Origin of the sequence: Arthrobacter sp. CG_A4 (genome assembly GCF_035985125.1) — a bacterium.
Lineage (GTDB): Bacteria > Actinomycetota > Actinomycetes > Actinomycetales > Micrococcaceae > Arthrobacter.
Genome location: NZ_JAXCID010000014.1, coordinates 1 through 19,615 on the forward strand (window position 1 = coordinate 1; position 19,615 = coordinate 19,615).

17 protein-coding genes and 1 rRNA gene are annotated in these 19,615 nt (G+C 68.1%); 3 read left to right on the top strand and 15 right to left on the bottom strand.

Annotated elements, in window-relative coordinates:
* The 5 genes from RCH07_RS07850 to RCH07_RS07870 form a co-directional block, all read right to left on the bottom strand.
* Positions 1-75, bottom strand: a 16S ribosomal RNA gene (locus RCH07_RS07850); the annotation flags it as partial.
* 519 nt (positions 76-594) lie between these two features.
* Positions 595-1,908, bottom strand: coding sequence for a tyrosine--tRNA ligase (gene tyrS, locus RCH07_RS07855; RefSeq protein ID WP_326966910.1), 1,314 nt, complete (start codon positions 1,906-1,908; stop codon positions 595-597).
* A 129-nt stretch (positions 1,909-2,037) separates the two neighbouring features.
* Entirely contained in the window at positions 2,038-4,266 is a 2,229-nt protein-coding gene (locus RCH07_RS07860) for a HelD family protein (protein ID WP_326966911.1), read from the bottom strand.
* 134 nt (positions 4,267-4,400) lie between these two features.
* Positions 4,401-4,943, bottom strand: a complete 543-nt coding sequence (locus tag RCH07_RS07865; RefSeq protein ID WP_326966984.1) for an adenine phosphoribosyltransferase — start codon at positions 4,941-4,943, stop codon at positions 4,401-4,403.
* Between the two features lie 26 nt (positions 4,944-4,969).
* A complete protein-coding gene (locus RCH07_RS07870; protein WP_326966912.1) occupies positions 4,970-5,644 on the bottom strand; it encodes a DNA-3-methyladenine glycosylase in 675 nt (224 codons plus the stop codon).
* Positions 5,645-5,736: 92 nt separating this feature from the next.
* On the opposite strand from RCH07_RS07870, the gene RCH07_RS07875 reads away from it, so the two are divergent.
* Positions 5,737-7,317: an AlkA N-terminal domain-containing protein gene (locus RCH07_RS07875; protein ID WP_326966913.1), complete on the top strand. Its 1,581-nt coding sequence runs from the start codon at positions 5,737-5,739 to the stop codon at positions 7,315-7,317.
* Positions 7,314-7,850 carry a methylated-DNA--[protein]-cysteine S-methyltransferase gene (locus RCH07_RS07880; protein WP_326966914.1) on the top strand — a complete coding sequence of 179 codons (537 nt, stop codon included), beginning with the start codon at positions 7,314-7,316 and terminating at the stop codon, positions 7,848-7,850. The genes RCH07_RS07875 and RCH07_RS07880 overlap by 4 nt, the downstream gene beginning before the upstream one ends.
* A gap of 58 nt (positions 7,851-7,908) precedes the next feature.
* Here RCH07_RS07880 and RCH07_RS07885 read toward each other — a convergent pair whose 3' ends face one another.
* From RCH07_RS07885 to argC, 10 genes are all read right to left on the bottom strand, one after another.
* A complete protein-coding gene (locus RCH07_RS07885; RefSeq protein ID WP_326966915.1) occupies positions 7,909-8,649 on the bottom strand; it encodes a maleylpyruvate isomerase family mycothiol-dependent enzyme in 741 nt (246 codons plus the stop codon).
* 38 nt (positions 8,650-8,687) lie between these two features.
* Positions 8,688-9,218 (bottom strand): pyridoxine/pyridoxamine 5'-phosphate oxidase, encoded by a 531-nt coding sequence (locus RCH07_RS07890; RefSeq protein WP_326966916.1) that lies wholly within the window; start codon positions 9,216-9,218, stop codon positions 8,688-8,690.
* A gap of 59 nt (positions 9,219-9,277) precedes the next feature.
* Positions 9,278-10,714 carry an argininosuccinate lyase gene (gene argH, locus RCH07_RS07895; RefSeq protein ID WP_326966917.1) on the bottom strand — a complete coding sequence of 479 codons (1,437 nt, stop codon included), beginning with the start codon at positions 10,712-10,714 and terminating at the stop codon, positions 9,278-9,280.
* A gap of 5 nt (positions 10,715-10,719) precedes the next feature.
* Entirely contained in the window at positions 10,720-11,925 is a 1,206-nt protein-coding gene (locus RCH07_RS07900) for an argininosuccinate synthase (RefSeq protein ID WP_326966918.1), read from the bottom strand.
* A 126-nt stretch (positions 11,926-12,051) separates the two neighbouring features.
* A complete protein-coding gene (locus tag RCH07_RS07905; protein WP_326966919.1) occupies positions 12,052-12,585 on the bottom strand; it encodes an arginine repressor in 534 nt (177 codons plus the stop codon).
* Positions 12,585-13,589, bottom strand: a complete 1,005-nt coding sequence (gene argF / locus RCH07_RS07910) for an ornithine carbamoyltransferase (RefSeq protein ID WP_326966920.1) — start codon at positions 13,587-13,589, stop codon at positions 12,585-12,587. Before argF ends, RCH07_RS07905 begins: the two co-directional genes overlap by 1 nt.
* The gene (locus RCH07_RS07915; RefSeq protein WP_326966985.1) at positions 13,586-14,827 is read right to left on the bottom strand and encodes an acetylornithine transaminase; all 1,242 of its coding nucleotides are present in this window, start codon (positions 14,825-14,827) and stop codon (positions 13,586-13,588) included. Before RCH07_RS07915 ends, argF begins: the two co-directional genes overlap by 4 nt.
* 149 nt (positions 14,828-14,976) lie before the next feature.
* Positions 14,977-15,936, bottom strand: a complete 960-nt coding sequence (gene argB, locus RCH07_RS07920) for an acetylglutamate kinase (RefSeq protein WP_326966921.1) — start codon at positions 15,934-15,936, stop codon at positions 14,977-14,979.
* Between the two features lie 24 nt (positions 15,937-15,960).
* Positions 15,961-17,127, bottom strand: coding sequence for a bifunctional glutamate N-acetyltransferase/amino-acid acetyltransferase ArgJ (gene argJ / locus RCH07_RS07925; protein WP_326966922.1), 1,167 nt, complete (start codon positions 17,125-17,127; stop codon positions 15,961-15,963).
* Positions 17,124-18,155: an N-acetyl-gamma-glutamyl-phosphate reductase gene (gene argC, locus RCH07_RS07930; RefSeq protein WP_326966923.1), complete on the bottom strand. Its 1,032-nt coding sequence runs from the start codon at positions 18,153-18,155 to the stop codon at positions 17,124-17,126. The genes argJ and argC overlap by 4 nt, the downstream gene beginning before the upstream one ends.
* A 211-nt stretch (positions 18,156-18,366) precedes the next feature.
* On the opposite strand from argC, the gene RCH07_RS07935 reads away from it, so the two are divergent.
* Positions 18,367-19,470: a fatty acid desaturase family protein gene (locus RCH07_RS07935; protein WP_326966924.1), complete on the top strand. Its 1,104-nt coding sequence runs from the start codon at positions 18,367-18,369 to the stop codon at positions 19,468-19,470.
* Positions 19,471-19,615: the final 145 nt, after the last annotated feature.

Genomic DNA, 19,615 nt, shown 5'->3' on the forward strand with positions numbered 1-19,615 from the left:
GGGTCATCGTTCGACTTGCATGTGTTAAGCACGCCGCCAGCGTTCATCCTGAGCCAGGATCAAACTCTCCGTTGAAGTAAAACAAAAACGAACACAACCAACACCCCCGGGAAAACGGGAGAAGAAAGCTGCAAAATTTGAAACCAGCTGTAAAAACCAGACCCACCACACAAAGCGGCAGGCCCGGCAAATTCAACCAATTCAATACAATAAATTGGTATCAACAAACTTGGCACACTATTGAGTTCTCAAACAACAGACACATTCGAATACTTGTCGAAACAATTCATGTGAATGAATTCTTTATGTTTCGCTTTTCTTCGTCGCGATGTTTACAGCCTATTTCATTCATTTCCACTTTGCAAATCCGGAATGTTCTCTCGAAATTCACTTTGCGGAACGAATCCGCCCAGCAAACATGAAGCAGTTTTCCATATCCACGCCAGGCGCGGGAAGAGTTGCTTCTCTATTTAGTGGGGGTTGGTCACCACTCATTGGTGGCGACTAGGAAGACACTACACGCTCCTCCCCGGCCGTGCAAATCGGCCTGGCAGGGCGTTCAGGCAACACTGTGGGGAGGCGGGCAGGACCTTGTTAGGGCGCAGCGACTTCAACGGTCGCCAGGTTCTTCTTGCCCCGGCGCAGCAGCAGATACCGGCCGTGCAGCAGCTCGCTGGACTCAATGACTACCTCGGGATCCGCGACCTTGGCGTTGTTCACGTAGGCTCCGCCTTCCGCAACCGTGCGCCGGGCCGCCGATTTGCTCTCCGAAAGTCCCGAGGCGACCAGCAGGTCGATGATTCCCAGCGCCGCGGTGCCGACCGTGACGGATGGCAGCTCGGAGGTGGCTGCCTTCAGCGTGGCCTCGTCCAAGGCCGTAAGGTCACCATTGCCGAACAGGGCAGCGGACGCCGCGATGACCTTCTCGGTGGCATCCACGCCGTGGACCAGTGAGGTCACTTCGAAGGCCAGCTTCCGCTGGCCCTCGCGGGCGAACGGCCGTTCGGCAACAGACACTTCAAGGGCCTCGATCTCGGCCCTGCCCAGGAAGGTGAAGACCTTGAGCCGTGCTGCAACATCACTGTCCGCCGTGTTAAGCCAGAACTGGTAGAAAGCATAGGGGCTGCACATCTGCGGATCCAGCCAGATGGCGTTGCCCTCGCTCTTGCCGAACTTCGTGCCGTCGGAGTTGGTGATGAGCGGCGTCCCCAGAGCGTGGACGTGCCTGCCCTCCACCTTGCGGATGAGATCAGTGCCGCTGGTGAGATTTCCCCACTGGTCGGAACCACCGGTCTGCAGCACACAGCCGTGGTCGCGGAAGAGCTGGAGATAGTCCATACCCTGCAGGATCTGGTAGCTGAACTCCGTGTAGCTGATCCCCTCATCGGAATTCAGGCGGTTGGCAACAATATCCTTTTTGATCATGGTGCCCACGCGGAAGTGCTTGCCGATGCCCCGCAGGAAGTCGATGGCGCTCAGCGGCGCGGTCCAGTCCAGGTTGTTCACCATGCGGGCGGCGTTGTCCCCCTCGAAGCTGAGGAAGCGCTGGACCTGCGCCTGCAGTTTTCCGACCCACTCCGCGACCGTCTCGGGGGTGTTGAGCACGCGCTCAGCCGTCTGCCGGGGATCGCCGATCAGGCCGGTGGATCCGCCGACCAGGCCGAGGGGCTTGTGGCCGGCCAGCTGGATCCGGCGCATCAGGAGCAACTGGACCAGGTTGCCCAGGTGGAGACTCGGCGCCGTAGGATCGAAGCCGCAGTAGTAGGTGGCAGGATCGCCGGCGAGCAGCGTCTCCAGCTCCGCCTCATCCGTGGAGACGTGGACAAGGCCACGCCATTTCAGCTCCTGCCAGACGTTGGCGAAGGTCGGGTCATTCTGCTGGGAACGGAGATCATTTAGCTGGGACACGGAATCCAAGTTAGCAGGATCCGGACACCGGCAGCGCTTGTGACCGCCGGACGGCGCCCCGCCGTCGGCTGCCGGAGCACATCCGGCTGTCGGCCGGCGGCTGCCGGCATCCGCGCCCGCCGGTGACAGCTATTCTTCGATGCCGGCCGGCACGGCGGCAGCAGAGATGAGCCGGAGCCGCTGGGTGGGCCGGGTCATCGCCACATACAGGTCGCCGACGCGGCCGTGCTCGTGGTTCAGCATCGCCGACGGCTCCAGCACCACGACGCCGTCGAACTCCAGACCCTTAGCCTCGCGGGGGCTGATCACCACGATGTCCTGGACATAGCTGCCGGCGTCCGTGCCGACGCGGCGGCCGTAGACGGCGCGGAGCGCGGCGGTCGCCTCGGGGAGGAGATCGCCGTCGGCAATCACCGCCAGCAGGCCGCCCTCCAAGGCAGCCAGCTCCTGCGGCAGGACCTCGACGAGCTTGCTGACGATCCGGCCGGGCTCGACGCGATCGATGACCGGTGACCAACGGCCCTCACGGACTGCTTTGGGGGCCGAAACAACCAGCCCGGCAGCGGTGGCCATCCGCGCGGCTGCTTCAGCAATCTGCGACGGCGTGCGGTAGTTGACGGTGAGTTCCTCGAGCTGCCAGCGGTCCCCGAACATCGGGGCCAGGGCGCTTTGCCAGGAATTGGCTCCGGCGATGGAGCTCGTCTGGGCGATATCGCCCACGATCGTGAAAGACTTCAGCGGGCAACGGCGGACCAGCAGGCGCCATTGCATCGGCGAGAGCTCCTGCGCCTCGTCCACCACGATGTGCCCGAAAGCCCAGGAACGGTCGGTCGTGGCACGCTCGGCAGCGGTAAGCCGGGTTTCGCGCTCCTGGTTCTGGTCCACCAGTTCCTCGGCGGAGATGAGGACATCCACGCCGGCGGTTTCCATGTTGACCAGGGTCTGCTTGGCATTGGCGATGTCGCGGGCACGGTCATTCTCCTGCTGCGCCAGTCCCCTGCCGGCCGCGGCGTCGAGCTCGCCCAGCAACTCGGCGGCCTCATCCAGCAGCGGCACGTCAGCCTCGGTCCACGGCGCATCGGCGGGCCGGAGCAGCAAGGCGCGCTCGGCCGGGCTCAGCATCGGGGTGCAGGCTTCAAGGATGGCCGGCTTGCTGAGCATCTCCCCCACGAGCTTTTCCGGAGTCATCGGCATCCAGCAGAGGTTCAGCGCAATGCGGACGTCCCGGGCGGAGCGGACGTCCTCGGCCAGGTAGGAGCGGTCGGCGTTGTTACCGATGCTGCCGGCTTCCACCAGTTCCGTCATCTGCTCGGTCAGTTCGCGCAGCAGGATCCTGACGAACGAGACGCGGGCCTCGTTGTGCGGCTTGTTGGTGGCGCGGGCCCTCTCGCGCGCCCGGCGGACCTGCCGGGGGGTGAGGACGAGCTTGCGCCCGTCGACGTCGAGGGTCCGGTTTTCGGCGGGGATCCGCTGGCGGTTGGCCACGGCGTTGGCAACGACGTTGGCCATGTCCAGCCGGCCCTTGATGGCGGCGACGGCGGATTCCGGCTCGGCGACGGCTTTGACGCCCGGCATCAGGCGCCCCACGCTGGCCATCACCACGCCGGTCTCGCCGAGCGAGGGCAGCACGCGTTCGATGTACTTCATAAAGGACGACGACGGGCCCACGAGCAGCACGCCGGCGGTCTTGAGCCGGTCCCGGTGGGTGTAGAGCAGGTACGCGGCGCGGTGCAGCGCGACGGCGGTCTTGCCGGTGCCGGGTCCGCCCTGGACCACGAGGGCGCCGGAGATGGAGGAGCGGATGATCCGGTCCTGCTCGGACTGGATGGTTCCGACGATGTCGGACATCCGGCCGGTCCGTTTGGAGTTCAGGGCTGCCAGCAGGGCGCCTTCGCCCTGGAGGGAATCGTCGTCGGCGAGCATGTCGGCGTCGAGCACGTCGTCCTCGATCGCCTTGACGTCGCGGCCCTGCAGGATCAGGTGGCGCCGGCGCCGCACGCCCTGGCGGTCGAACGCCGTGGCCTGATAAAAGTGGCCGGCCTCGGGGGCGCGCCAGTCCAGCATGAGCCGCTGGAGCTCGTCCGTGGTCAGGCCGATGCGGCCGATGTACTGGGCTTCCCCGGAATCAAGGTCGAGCCGGCCGAACACCAGGCGGTCGTCGACGGCGTCGAGCTGGGCGAGGCGGTCCTCGTACATTGCAGCGAAGGCGTCCCGCTCCGAGACGTTCTGCATGGTGCCCACCGCGCCGGCACGGCGCACCTGGGCCAGCTGGGCGCGCTTTTCTGCCCGCAACTCATCCAGCCGGGCATAAAGTCCGGCCACATAGTCGCGTTCATGGGCCAAATCAGCGTCGTGCATCGAACGTTCCCCTATCGAAAAAGACAGACCCACCATTTTACACCCATTTCGTTGGACGCGTCGGAAACATGTCAGGGCCTCGTTTTTTCAGGCATTCCACCGATGCTTCCGACGGCGTCCGGCGACCGCGGGGGCTAGACGCGCAGCAGCGACTCGATCCGATACCCGCCCAGAGCGGCGCGGCCCCGGAGCCCCTCAAGTTCCATCACCACGCCCACCCCGGCCACTTCGACGCCGCAGCGTTCGAACAGCCGGGCGGCCGCGCCGAGCGTGCCGCCCGTGGCGAGGACGTCGTCGAGGATCAGGACGCGGCTGCCCGGCGCGAGGTCGGTGGTGTGCAGCTCGAGGGTGGCGGTGCCGTACTCCAACGCATAGTCCTCCGCGACCACTTCACGGGGCAGTCTGCCGGCCTTGCGGACGGTGATGACGCCGGTGTCCGAGGCGTATGCAGCGGCCGCGGCCAGCAGGAAACCGCGGGCCTCCACCCCGGCGACGGCGTCGAACTGGCCCTTGAACGGCTCGACAAGGGCGTCCACTACAGCCCTGAACGCGGCCCCGTCGCCGAAGACAGGGGTCAGGTCCCGGAAGACGATTCCGGGTTTGGGGTAATCCGGGATGGTGGCGCACAGGCTGCCGATCAGCCCGGCCACCGTGGCAGGGGTGTGGTGCCCGGGCAACGTGGTCTGGTGGGTCTCGCTTTGATTCACCCATCAACCCTACTGGCTGGTGCCACGGCGCCCGCGCTCCGCACCGTCGCCGCCTTGTAGCGGGAGACGGTCGGGTCGCCGCTGAGCCAGAAACGCCAGGGGTAGTGGTGGGTGCCGCCGGCGCCGGACACCCCGACGCGCGGCCCGGAGCTGATGCCGGAAGCCTGGCCGGGCGGCACCTCCAGCCGGAACGGCGCGTCGAGCGCGTCCCGGCCGCTGTCCGCCGTCGTCAGTCCGAGAGCCGTGGCGAGCCGGGCAGGGCCGCTTGCCAGGTCTTTCGGGGATTTCGACGTCGGCCGCCGGGCCTGTGCCAGCGCCTCCCCCGCGATGATCTCGCCGGCCCGCAGGAGCAGGGCCGATGCCGTACCCGCCGGTCCGCACACGATGTTGGCGCAGTGGTGCAAGCCGTAGGTGAAGTAGACGTACAGGTGGCCGGCCGGGCCGAACATGGGCGCGTTGCGTGCCGTGGCTCCGCGGAAGGTGTGCGAACCGGGATCGGGGTGTAGCGAATCGTGCGGGCCGAGGTAGGCCTCCACCTCGGTGATCCGTACCGACACCAGGCCGTCCCTGCCCTCATACGTCAGCACCGCGCCCAGCAGCCGCGGCGCCACCTGCCGGGCATCGGCGGATAAAAGCTCCCGCACGGCGCCGGGTGTCAGTCTGGAATCCATGCTTCGACTTTAACAAGCCCCCCGGCCGGCCCCGCCACGGCCGTGTCCGATTTCCGCTAGCAGAGGTACCGGGAAGCTGGCAGGATGAGCTTATGGACTTCCTGCAGCGCTACCGGGCCATCGATGCCCGGGACACCCGTTTCGACGGGCAGTTCTACACCGCTGTCCGCACCACGGGCATCTACTGCCGGCCCTCGTGCCCGGCCCGGACCCCCAAGGCCGGGAATGTCACCTTCTACGAAACGTCTGCCGCCGCGCACGACGCCGGCTACCGGGCCTGCAAACGCTGCCTGCCCGAGGCCGTCCCCGGCACGCCCGCCTGGAACCTGCGCTCCGACATCGCCGGCCGTGCCATGCGGCTGATCAACGACGGAGTCATCAACCGCGACGGCGTCGAAGGGCTCGCCGCCAGGCTGGGCTACTCCTCCCGGCAGCTCAACCGGATCCTGAGCCACGAACTCGGCGCCGGCCCGCTCTCGCTGGCCCGGGCCAGCCGCGCCCAGACCGCCCGCACCCTGCTCGTCTCGACCCCGATGAAGGTGGCCGACATCGCCTTCGCCGCCGGCTTCAGCAGCGTGCGCCAGTTCAATGAGACCATCGGCGAGGTCTTCGCCATGACCCCTTCGGCGCTCCGGGCCACCGCCCGGCACAGCCGGGCGCCGGGTCCGGGTCCGGCAGCCGTGTCATCGACAGCACTCACGCTGAACCTGCCGTACCGGGAACCGTTTGATCCCGGCGTCTTCGACTTCCTTGCCGTCCGCGCCATCCCGGGCATCGAGGAAGGGACGTCCACCTCCTACGCCCGGACCCTGCGGCTTGCCCACGGTGATGCCCGGTTCACGGTGGATTTCGACGCCGACGCACCGGGCCGGCCCCTCATGCTGACCGTCGGCGCACTGGACCTGAGGGACCTTACCTCCCTGCTCAGCCGGGTCCGCCGCCTGCTGGATCTCGACGCCGATCCGGTCGCCATTGACGGCGCGCTGGCGGCCGATCCGCGGCTCGCGGCGAGCGTGGCGCGCCTGCCGGGGATGCGGATGCCCGGCGCCGTCGACCCGCAGGAGCTCCTGATCCGGGCCATGATCGGGCAGCAGATCACGGTGGCGGCGGCCCGCACCGCGCTCATCCAACTGTCCGCGGCAGGGAGCGGGTGCCTAATTCCCGCCGACGGCCTGCACCGGCTGTTCCCCACCGCAGCGCAGATCGCGGAGACCGGTTTCGAATTGCTCCGCGGCCCGCAGCGCCGCATCGACTCCGTCCGCGGGGCTGCCGCGGCGATGGCCTCCGGTGAGCTCGACTTCGGCTACGGCGACGACCTGCCCGGCCTGGAGGCCAAACTGCTGCCGCTGGCCGGCGTCGGGCCGTGGACCGTGGGGTACGTCGCGATGCGGGTGATCGGTGCGCCCGACGTCTTCCTGGCCAATGACGCCGCCGTGCGCAACGGCATCCGCTCGCTGGCCCGCGGTTCCGACGGCGCGGCCCTGTCCCCTGAATTCCGGCCGAGTGCCGACTTCCGTGAAATCAGCCCGTGGCGCTCCTACGCCACCATGCACCTCTGGCGGGCAGCCGCGTCAGCGCAGGCCGCCGCACGCGCCGCGGCCCGCGCCGCATCCCGCTCCCGGACCCGCCCGGCGACGGCCCAGACTCCCCCACCGAAGAAAGTGATGCCATGAAAGCCCAGCTGTTGACCATGTCCACCCCGGACGGCCCGTTTACCATCTTGGCGCGGGACGGCGCCGTCCTGGCCTCCGGCTGGACCGCGGTCCCGGCTGAGCTGACCGGCCAGATCCATGCCCGGCTGCTGCCGGCGGATTTCGAGCCAGTTACGGAGCTGGGCTCCATCTCAGCCGCCGTCGAGGAGTTCTACGCGGGCAATCCGGGAGCCGCCATGGCGGTACCCGTGCTGCAGAAGTCCGGGCCGTTCCGGGGCCATGCCTGGGATGTGCTGCGGACTGTGCAGCCGGGGCACCCGGTGACCTACACCGAGTACGCGGAGCTTGCCGGAAATGTTAGGGCCGTCCGGGCCGCGGCCAGCGCCTGCGCGTTCAACGCGGCTGCGCTGTTCGTGCCCTGCCACCGCGTGATCCGCACCGACGGAAGCCTGGGCGGGTTCCGCTGGGGGCTTGCTATCAAGGAAAGCCTGCTGGACCGCGAGCGGGAGCTGGCCCACGCCGCACCACAGCACCTCTCGTCAGCGCCGAGGTGAGACTTCGCGCCGATGGTCCGAAGGATCATGGGCGCGAACTCTCACCTCGGCGGGAGTCTCAGCGGGTCGCGGGCACCCCGGCCGGCCACGGCAGCAGCGCGGGGAGCTCGACGCCGTCGGCCGCGGCGGTGGCGCGCAGGCTGCCCAGCGTTGGGGTGCGTCCCGCAAGCCAGGCCGCGATATCGGTCAGCATCCCGTTAATCACTGTGGACCGGCCGCCGGGGGCTCCGATGGCCACGCCCGGCAGACCGAGCGGCTGGAGGACAAACCGCTGCCCTTCGGGGACGCGCGCGGACAGGAAGTCGAAGAGGTGCTCGCAGAACGGCCGGCTCCAGGTTTCCGGACCCCGTCCCGTGCCGAGGTCGGCGGCGTGGATAGTCAGTTCGCGCCAGAGAGCTAGTCCGCCGTCGAACACGACGCCGCCGCGGTAGTTGATCGGCGTCTGCCAGCCGACGTCGTCCAAGGATTCAAAAGCGTGCAGCGCCCGGCCCAGGGCCGCGTCCACGTCGGCGCGGTGTTCCGCCATGCTGTGCCCGGCAGCCATGTCGATGGCCCGGGTGCGGCTTTCGAACCCGCCGTCGTAGAGTTCGATTCTCTCGCCGCGGGCCGCGAATTCCAGCTGGCGGGCCATCGCGTTAGCGATGCCGCCGAGGTGGGCCAGCACATGTCCGCGGGTCCAGTCCGGCAGTTCCGAGGGCGCCTTGACGTCAGGCTCCGTCAGTTTGGCAGTGATTCCGGTCACGACGCCGGCAGCGCGGCGGAGTTCTTCCAGCAGCTTTTCGGGGGTGATAGCGGTCATGGCGAACATCCTAGCCGGAGCTCCCCGATTAACCCGGATTAACCCAGCTCAGCCGGACCGAAGCGGTGCCGGAGGTGCCGGCGGCTGTGCCGGGCCTGCCAGAACTCGATCTCCCGGGGCTGAAGGGCGTACAGCTGCCAGTCCGGGTTGTCGCCGCCGTCCGCGCCGGGCCGGGCCTGCCAGTCCGCAGCCGAGGCCTCGGCGGACAGCTCCGCCACACTGCCGGCAACACGGACCTGCCGGCCCTGCTGCTGCCAGAAGAAGTTCAGCGCGGCGTGGGGATTCGCCGAAAGTTCCCGGCCTTTCCGGGACGTGCGCGATGTCGCGAAGAGCCAGCCGGCGTGGTCGATGTCCTTCAGAATCAGCATCCGGGAGGAGGGCCGTCCGTCGGCGTCGACGGTGGCCAGGCTGAAGGCGTTGGGCTGCGGCACACCGGCTGCCAGCGCCTGATCGAACCAGAGGCGGAACAGCTCCGCCGGGTCCGCGGGCGCCGCAGCGGGTTCGAAGTCCGGGAGCACTTCGGGGAAGTCCGGCAGGGCACGCAGCAGTTGGCGGAAGGATTCGCTCATGTGCCCACCCTAACGAACGCGGGAAGGCCCGCGCCCGCAGGGTCCGCTGCGCTGTGCTGCTACCCCGCGTACCCGCGCACGCCGTCAAGCTCCGTTTCAAGCGCCAGCAGCTGGCGCTCGACGGCGGCCGGTGCGGTGCCGCCCTGGGAGTTGCGGCTGTTGAGCGAGCCCTCGGTGGACAGGACCGAGCGGACCTCCGGCGTCAGATGCTCCGAGATGGCCTCGTATTCCCCGTCCGTGAGGTCCCAGAGTTCCACCCCGCGGCTTTCGGCCTGCTTGACTGCGGCACCGGAGAGCTCGTGCGCCTCGCGGAACGGAACCCCCTGGCGGACCAGCCATTCGGCGATGTCCGTGGCCAGCGCGAAGCCCTGCGGGGCCAGCGATTCCATCCGCTCGGTGTCAAACGTCAGCGTCGCGATCATGCCGGAGACGGCCGGGAGCAGGACCTCCAGCGTGTCAGCGGCGTCGAAGACCGGTTCCTTGTCCTCCTGCAGGTCACGGTTGTACGCGAGCGGCAGGCCTTTCAGGGTGGCCAGCAGCCCGGTCAGGTTGCCGATCAGCCGGCCGGCCTTCCCGCGCGCGAGTTCGGCCACATCCGGGTTCTTCTTCTGCGGCATGATCGAAGAGCCGGTGGAGTACGAATCGTGCAGTGTCACGAAGGAGAACTCCTTGGTGGCCCACAGGATGACTTCCTCCGAGACCCGGGAGAGGTCAACGCCGATCATGGCCGTGATCCAGGCGAACTCGGCGAAGACGTCGCGGGAGGCGGTGCCGTCGATCGAGTTGTGCGTGGCGGAGAAGAAGCCCAGCTCGGCGGCCACGGCCTCCGGATCCAGGCCCAGCGAGGATCCCGCGAGAGCGCCGGAACCGTAGGGCGAGATCCCTGCGCGTTTGTCCCAGTCCTGGAACCGCTGCACATCGCGCAGCAGCGCCCAGGCGTGGGCCAGCAGGTGATGGCTGAGCAGGACCGGCTGGGCGTGCTGGAGGTGGGTGCGGCCGGGCATCGCCACACCCCGATGCTCCCTGGCCTGGCCCACCAGCGCATCGATCGTGGCGAGCACACCGCGGGCGATGATCCTGGCATGGTCACGCAGGAACATCCGGCCCAGGGTAGCCACCTGGTCATTGCGTGAGCGGCCGGCCCGGAGCTTGCCGCCGAGCTGGGTGCCGGCGCGTTCGATAAGTCCGCGTTCCAGCGAGCCATGCACATCCTCGTCGGACTCGGCCGGTGTGTAGGCGCCGGAGGCGACGTCCTCATCCAACCGGGCCAGGGCGTCGAGCATCCCTTCGAGTTCGGCGTCGTCGAGCAGTCCGGCCTCGTGCAGCACTCGGGCGTGCGCCTTGGAGCCGGCGATGTCGTAACGGGCCAGCCGCCAGTCAAAGTGCGTGGACTTGCTCAGCGCCGCAAGGGCATCCGCGGGGCCGCCGGCAAAGCGGCCGCCCCACAGTGCGCCGGTATTCGTAGCTTCCGCCTTGGTGGTTTCCGATTCAGCCACCGGGGCTACTGTCCTGCGACGCGGAGGTCACGGCCGGACGCGACCTTGGCGGACATGCCCCACAGCTCGATGAAGCCGCGGGCCATCGACTGGTCGAAGGTGTCGCCGGTGTCGTAAGTGGCGAGGTCGAAGTCGTACAACGAGGTCTCCGAGCGGCGTCCGTTAACGATCGCCTGGCCGCCGTGCAGCATCATGCGGATGTCACCGGTGACGTGGCGCTGGGTGTCCTCGATGAAGGCGTCCAGGGAGCGCTTGAGCGGGGAGAACCACTGGCCGTCGTAGACCAGCTCGGACCAGCGCTGGCCGACGGTCGCCTTGAAGCGGGCCTGCTCGCGTTCGATCGTGATGTCCTCGAGGTGCTTGTGCGCGGTGATGAGCGCCATGGCTCCGGGCGCCTCGTAGATTTCGCGGGATTTGATGCCGACGAGGCGGTCCTCGACGACGTCGATCCGGCCGATGCCCTGGGCGCCGGCGCGGCGGTTCAGGTCCTTGATGGCCTGCAGCGGGGTGACCCTGACGCCGTCGATCGCTACCGGAACGCCGGCCTCGAAGGAAATGGTGACCTCATCCGGGGCCGGCGGGAACTCCGGGGTGGCGGTGTAGTCGTAGATGTCCTTGGTGGGGGCGTTCCAGATGTCCTCGAGGTAGCCGGTCTCGACGGCGCGGCCCCAGACGTTCTGGTCGATCGAGTACGGGTTCTTCTTGGTGGTCTCGATCGGCAGTCCCTTTTCCTCGGCGAAGGCGATGGCCTTGTCACGGGTCAGGGCGAGGTCGCGGACCGGGGCGATGCACTTCAGGTCCGGGCCGAGGGTCTGGATGCCCACTTCGAAGCGGACCTGGTCGTTGCCCTTGCCGGTGCAGCCGTGGGCCACCGTCGTGGCACCGAATTCTCGGGCGGCTTTGACCAGGTGCTTGACGATCACCGGGCGGGAGATCGCGGAGACCAGCGGGTAGTGGCCCTGGTAGAGGGCGTTGGCCTTCAGGGCCGGCATGCAGTACTCGTTGGCGAACTCGTCGCTCGCTTCGGCCACGTAGGCCTCGACGGCGCCGCAGCCCAGGGCACGCTGGCGGATGGTCTCCAGCGACTCGCCGCCCTGTCCGACGTCGACCGCCACGGCGATGACCTCGGCGCCGGTTGCTTCACCGATCCAGCCGATGGCTACGGAAGTATCCAGGCCGCCGGAGTAGGCCAGCACAATACGCTCAGTCACTTCAAATGCTCCTTAGTTGTTGGGGAAAAATCAGTCGTGCGGGAAAAATATCGGGGTAAAGCTTGTCTGCTGAAAGCCTGTCACACCGCTGGCGCAGGCCCAATCATCAAAAAGTCCGGCCGGCCGTCAACTGGTGCCGGCTTCCTCGGCGAACTGCAGGAAGCGGGCGGCCGTGGCCGGGCCGCCCAGCGGATCGCGGGTGACCAGCAGGACCGTGTCGTCCCCTGCGATGGTGCCCAGGATGGAGGGCAGCACCGAATGGTCGATCGCCAGGGCCAGGAAGTTCGCGGCCCCGGGCGGTGTCCGGAGCACCACGAGATTCGCGGACGCCTCGGCGGTGACCAGGAGTTCCCCGCACAACCGGGCGAGCCGGGCATCGAGGATTTCCTGGGTCACGCCGCTCTTGGCCGCCCGCTCACCACCCTCCCCCGGCACCGCGTAGACGAGTGCGCCGTCCTTGCCGCGGACCCGGACAGCGCCGAGTTCCACGAGGTCCCGGGACAGCGTGGCCTGGGTGACCTGGACGCCGTCGTCCGCCAGCAGGGCCGCCAGCTCGGCCTGCGAGCGGACGGATTCGCCGGTCAGGATCGCGGTGATCCGCGCCTGCCGGGCCGTTTTGGTGGCCGGGCTGGCTCCCGGGGAAGCCGGCTGGACGGACACTATCCCAGCCCTTCGACCACTGCGAGGCCGGAGCGGTGCATAAGCCAGGCCATCAGCGCCTTCTGGGCATGCAGCCGGTTTTCGGCCTCGTCCCAGACGACCGACTGCGGGCCGTCGATGACGCCGGCGGCGATCTCATAGCTTCGGTAGGCCGGCAGGCAATGGAGCACGACGGCGTCCGGCGCCGCGAGCGTCATCGCCGCTTCGTCGACGGCGTAGCCGCGGAACAGCCGCAGCCGGGCTTCCTTCTCGTCCTCCTGGCCCATCGACACCCACGTGTCGGTGGCGACGACGTCTGCGCCCAGCAGCGCCTCGGCGGGGTCCACCGTGACGAGCACCGAGCCGCCGGTTTCCGCCGCGCGGTCCTCGGCGGCGGCGATGATCTCCGGCGAAGGCAGGTAGCCCTCGGGGCCGGCGACCCGCACGTGCATGCCCGCGGTGACCCCGGCCAGGAGGTAGGAGTTGGCCATGTTGTTGGCCGAGTCGCCGAGGTAGCTCATGGTGAGGCCCGCGAGGCCGCCCTTGTGTTCCTTGATGGTGAGCAGGTCGGCGAGGAGCTGGCAGGGGTGGTAGTCATCGCACAGGGCATTGATTACCGGGACGCGGGAGTTCTCCGCCATCGCAACGAGGCCGGAGTGGGCACCCGTGCGCCAGACGATGGTGGAGACCATGCGTTCGAGGACCTTGGCGGAGTCCTCGACGGATTCCTTGTGGCCGATCTGTGCCTCACCCGGGTTGATAATGAGGGCGTTGCCGCCCATGTCCGCCACTCCGGTGGCGAAGGAAACGCGGGTCCGGGTGGACGTCTTGTCGAAGATGACGGCGACGGTCTTGCGTCCGCTGCCCTCGGCGGCGAAAGGCTGCACGCTGTAGGGGGCAGCCTTCATCCGGACGGCGAGCTCGAGGACCTCGGCTTGCTCGGCCGGGTCCAGGTCGGTGTCCTTGAGGAAGTGGCGGGTCCGGGAGTTCGATGTGGTGGCCGTCGAGGTGGTTGTCGAGTTCACTGGGCGTCCTTTGCGGTCTGGAGGAGGGCGGGCAGGGCCGCCAGGAAGCGGTCAGCCTGATCCGTGGTGAGGATCAGCGGCGGCGCGAGGCGGATGATGCGCGGGCCGGGACTGTTGACGATGAAGCCCGCCTCCAGCCCGGCGGTCACGACGCCGGGGGCCACATCGGCGTCGAGATCGAAGCCGATCAGCAGTCCCTCGCCGCGGATCTCGGTCACGCCGTCGACCGTGGTCAGGCCGGTGCGCAGGTGCGCCCCCACGTGCCGGACGTGGTTCAGGACCTCCTGGTTTTCGAGCACATGCAGGGTAGCCAGCGCCGCCGCGGTGGCCACCGGATTGCCGCCGAAGGTGGTACCGTGCTGGCCGGCGGTCAGGAGCGAGGACGTGTCCGGGCCAAAGGTGAGCAGGGCGCCGATCGGGAAACCGCCGCCGAGGCCCTTGGCGAGGGTCACGGCGTCGGGCACAATCCCGGCGTCTTCGCTGGCGAGCCATTTCCCGGTGCGGCCGATCCCCGTCTGGACCTCGTCCAGGATCAGCAGGGCGCCGGCGGCGCTGGTGGCCTCGCGGGCGGCTTTGAGGTAGCCGGCGGGCAGCGGTCGGACGCCGGCCTCGCCCTGGATCGGTTCGAGGAAGACGGCGGCCGTGGTGTCATCCACGGCGTCCCGGAGGGCCCCGACGTCGCCGAACGGGATGTGTACTACGCCGCCGGGCAGCGGCGCAAAGGGGGCCCGGTAGGCTTCCTTCGCCGTCAGGGCGAGTGCGCCCATCGTCCGGCCATGGAAGGCGCCTTCGAGGGCAATGATCCTGGTCCGCGGTTTCTGGGCCGTGCCCGTGTTCCGGCGCGCCAGCTTGAACGCGGCCTCCACCGCCTCGGTGCCGGAGTTGGCGAAGAACACCCTGGAACCGGCCGGTGCGTTGCTGAGTTCCAGCAGTTTCTCGGCCAGCGCAATCTGGGTGGGGCTCGTGAAGAAGTTGGAGACGTGGCCCAGGGTGGCGAGCTGGCTGGAGATCACCGAGGTGACAAACGGGTGGGCGTGGCCCAGGGCGTTGACGGCGATCCCGCCGAGCAGGTCCAGGTATTCCTTGCCGTCGGCGTCCCAGACGAGGCAGCCGGAGCCGCGGACCAGGACTCGCTGCGGGGCGCCGAAGACGCCCAGGAGCGAGGAAGAGTAGCGGGCCAGCCAGTCAGTACCGCTGCTGCTGGGAACAATTGTGGTTGCGGTGGCCTCCGCACCGATGGGGGCCCCGCCCGTCCCCAGCCTCACCCCATCCTCGCCAGCTCGGACGGGGACCCCGGAGGCAGTGGGCCCACCGCGGTGCCCGACCACACCCGGCCCCCCATCGCTGCTGCGGCCTTCAGCGGAATGGCTCGGTTCAGTGCTGCTCACTATGCGTTCACTTCCTCGTCCGGGACCACCTGGGTGCCGATGCCTGCGGTTGTGAAGGTTTCCAGCAGCATCGAGTGCGGCAGCCGGCCGTCCACTATGTGGGCACGCTCCACGCCGCCCTCGACGGCCTTCAGGCAGGCCTCCATCTTCGGGATCATGCCGGACTCCAGGCGCGGCAGGAGCTCGCGCAGTTCCGAGGCCGTCAGCGAGGAAATCAGCGACGAGCGGTCCGGCCAGTCGCCGAAGAGCCCCTCGACGTCGGTGAGGATCACCAGCTTGGAAGCGCCGAGCGCTTCGGCCAGGGCCGCGGCGGCGGTGTCCGCGTTGACGTTCAGCACCTGGCCGGTGGTCTGCGCCTGCTTTGCTCCCGGGTCGCCGCTGCCGTCATCGAAGATTTCCGGCGCCACGGTTGAAATCACCGGGATCCGGCCGGCCGCGACGATGTCCAGAATGCCCTCGGGATTCACGCCGACGACTTCGCCGACGAGGCCCAGATCCACCTCTTCGCCGTCCACGACCGTGCCGGTGCGGATGGCCCGGAGCAACCCGCCGTCCTCCCCCGACATGCCGACGGCGTAGGGGCCGTGGGAGTTGATCAGGCCCACGAGCTCGCGGCCCACCTGGCCGGTGAGAACCATCCGGACCACGTCCATCGCCTCGGGGGTGGTGACGCGCAGCCCGCCCTTGAACTCGGATTCGATCCCGAGCCGGCGGAGCATGGCATTAATCTGCGGGCCGCCGCCGTGCACCACTACCGGGTGGATTCCCACGTGGTGCAGGAAGACGACGTCCTCGGCGAAGGCGCGGCGGAGCTCGTCGTTGACCATGGCGTTGCCGCCGTATTTGATCACCATGGTGGTGCCGGCGAAGCGCTGGATCCAGGGCAGCGCCTCGATCAGGGTGCCCGCTTTGCCCTGGGCGTCGCGCATGGACGTGGTTTCGCGTGTCTGGCTGTTCAAATTGTTCGTCCCTCCGGGAACTCCCTAGCTGGAGTAGGCGCTGTTTTCGTGGACGTAGTCGTGCGTGAGGTCGTTGGTCAGGATCGTGGCCTCGGCGTCGCCGGCCTGCAGATCGATCTCGACCAGCACTGCGCGCGGCTCCAGGTCCACCAGGCTGCGGTCATCGCCGATGCTGCCGTTGCGGCAGATCCGGATGCCGTTCATGGTCACGTTCAACTGGTCCGGTTCGAAGGCCGCGTCCGTGGTGCCCACGGCGGAAAGAACGCGGCCCCAGTTGGGGTCCTTGCCGAAGATGGCGGTCTTGAAAAGGTTGGAGCGGGCGACGGCGCGGCTCACGGTCTCCGCGTCCATTTCGCTGGCGGCGTTGAACGTGCGGATGGCGATGTCGTGGCTGGCGCCTTCGGCGTCGCCGATGAGCTTGCGGGCCAGCTCCGCGCACACCTGTGTCAGCCCGGCACCGAACTCGACGGCGGACGGAACCGCACCGGAGGCGCCGGAGGCGAGCAGCACGACAGTGTCGTTGGTGGACATACAGCCATCCGAATCCGCCCGGTCGAAGGTGACCCGGGTGGCTTCGCGGAGCCCGACGTCGAGCATGTCCGGCTGGACGTCCGCGTCGGTGGTGAGGACCACCAGCATGGTGGCGAGCCCGGGGGCCAGCATGCCGGCGCCCTTGGCCATGCCACCGATGGTGAATTCTTGGCCTTCGGCATCCGTGCCGGTGAAGACGGCCTGCTTGGACACGGAGTCCGTGGTCATGATCGCCGTGGCGGCGTCGGCCCCGCCCTCGGCGCTGAGTGCGGCTTTGGCGGTGCCGAGCCCGGCAAGGATCTTGTCCATCGGGAGCTGTTCGCCGATCAGGCCGGTGGAGCAGACCACGACGTCGGTCGCGGAGATACCCAGCGCTTCGGCGGTCTTCTCGGCCGTGGTGTGGGTGTTCTGGAAGCCCTGCGGGCCGGTGCAGGCGTTGGCTCCGCCGGAGTTGAGGATGACGGCATCCACGCGCCCGTCCTTGACCACCTCCCGGGACCAGTGCACGGGGGCAGCGGCCACCCGGTTGGAGGTGAATACGGCCGCGCCGGCCTTGGCGGGCCCGTCGTTGACGACGAGGGCCAGGTCCGGGGTGCCGGAGGCCTTGAGGCCTGCCGTCACGCCGGCGGCCCGGAATCCCTTGGCTGCGGTGATGCTCACGGTGCGACTCCCTGCAGGTCGAGGCCGGCGGTTTCCACCAGGCCGAGGGCTATGTTCATGGACTGCACGGCGCCGCCGGCGGTCCCCTTGGTCAGGTTGTCGATGGCGCAGGTGACGATCACGCGGCCGGTGTGCCCGTCGAGCGCCAGCTGCAGCACGGCATGGTTGGATCCCTGCACGGACTTGGTGGAGGGCCAGCGGCCTTCCGGCAGCAGGTGGACGAACGGCTCGTCGTCGTAAGCCTCGCTCCAGGCGTGGCGCAGCTCCTCCGCGGTGACGCCCGGGCGGATTTTCGCAGTGGCGGTGGTGAGGATACCCCTGCTCATCGGGGCCAGCGTGGGCGTGAACGAAACCGCGACCGGTCCGCGCGCGGCCTTGGACAATCCCTGTTCGATCTCCGGGGTGTGCCGGTGCCCGCCGCCCACGCCGTACGGGCTCATCGAGCCCATGACCTCGGCGCCGATCAGGCTGGCCTTGGCGGCCTTGCCGGCCCCCGAGGTGCCGGAAGCGGAAACGATGACGACGTCGTCGGTCTGCAGCAAGTGGCTGGTAAAGCCCGGAGTGAGGGCCAGCAGGGCCGACGTCGGGTAGCAGCCCGGGACGGCGATCCGCTTGGCGCCGCGGAGTTCTTCGCGCTGGCCGGGAAGTTCCGGCAGTCCGTAGGGCCAGGTCCCGGCGTGCGGCGATCCGTAGAACTTCTGCCAGGCGGCCGGATCCTCCAGCCGGTGGTCGGCGCCGGCGTCGATCACCAGTGTGCCGGCCGGCAGTTGCGCCGCGATCCCGGCGGAGGCGCCGTGCGGAAGCGCGAGGAACACGACGTCGTGTCCGGACAGGTTTTCCACCGTGGTGTCTTCGAGGATGCGGCTGGCCAGGCCATGGAGATGCGGCTGCAGTTCCCCTAGTCTGGAACCGGCGTTGCTGTGCGCTGTGATGGCCCCGATGGTCACGTCCGGGTGGCCGGCCAGGAGCCGCAGCACCTCGCCGCCGGCGTAGCCGCTCGCGCCGGAGACGGCAACAGAAATTGTCATAACCACGACTATACAGCAAGAGTATGCATAGGTGCTGATATTTATGCACGCATTGATCTGTGCTTTTTTCCTGTGTCCACCGCCCTGTGTCCCGGGTATGTTCCGGAGCCGGCCTCAGCCGGAGCCCGTATGCTTGCCAGAGGGTGATCCAGACCGTGCGGTCCGAATGCCGGATGCGCGTTGCCCGAAACAGTTACGAGGCATGCCCTATATGACCCCCACCCTCACTGCCGCTCCCGAAGCTTCAGGGCGCCCGAAATCGCGCGTCCGGCAACCCAACGCCGTCGTACTGAGCTATTCGGAACTGCTGAAGACGGTGAAGGCTGCCGGCCTCCTCGAACGCCGCGTCGGTTTCTACATCACCGTGTTCGCCAGCCTGGTCCTCCTGATGACCGCCACCTGGTTCGGTTTCGCCCTCATCGGGGACAGCTGGTTCCAGCTCCTCATTGCCGCCGCTGTGGGCGTTCTCTGCACCCAGTTGAGCTTTCTGGCCCACGAGGCCGGACACCGCCAGATCTTTGCCTCCCGGCGCGCCAATGACTGGGCCGCCCGGCTGCTCGCCACCTCGGTGGCCGGCATCAGCTACTCCTGGTGGGAGCAGAAGCACGGCGCGCACCACAACCACCCGAACGTGATTTCCAAGGACCCGGACATCGCCACCGGCGCCATCGCGTTCTTCCCGGAGGCCGCGGCCACACGGCAGGGCCGGTTCTCCTTCCTGACCCGCAAGCAGGGCTGGCTGTTCTTCCCGCTGCTGTTCCTGGTGGGCCTGGGCCTCCAGATCGATTCGATCAAGTTCGTCGTCCAGCGCGCCAAGGTCACGCACCGCTGGGTGGAAATCCCGATTCTGGCGGTCCGCCTGAGCCTGCTGCCGGTTCTCGCCTTCACCTTTTTGCCGTGGGGTATGGCGCTGGCCTTCATCGCCGTCCAGCTCCTCGTCTTCGGTTTTTATATGGGCGCGTCCTTCGCACCGAACCACAAGGGCATGCCGGTCCTGCCGGCGGACAGCCGCGTGGATTTCTTCAGCCGCCAGGTCCTGACGTCCCGGAACATCTCCGGCGGGTTCCTGATGGACATCCTGCTCGGCGGCCTCAACCGCCAGGCCGAGCACCACCTGTTCCCGGACATGGCCCGCCCGCAGCTGGACAAGGCGGCCGTGATCGTCCGTGAGTTCTGCGCCAAGCACCAGGTTCCCTACACGGAAACCACGCTGCTGCAGTCCTATGGCATCATCGTCCGGTACCTCAACGAGGTCGGCCTCTCCGCTGGCCGGCACTTCGAATGCCCGATGGCTACGGTGACCCGCCGCTTCTAAGCGGCCGCCCGTCAGCCGCCGGATTTGGCCTCCGCTGAAGCGGAGGGACCGGCTTCGGAGCACTGAATATCCTGTTCGACCCGGAGTGACGGCCGCTTACCGGCCGTCACTTCGTTGTTGGTGCCGCTGTCCCTAGGATGGGTGC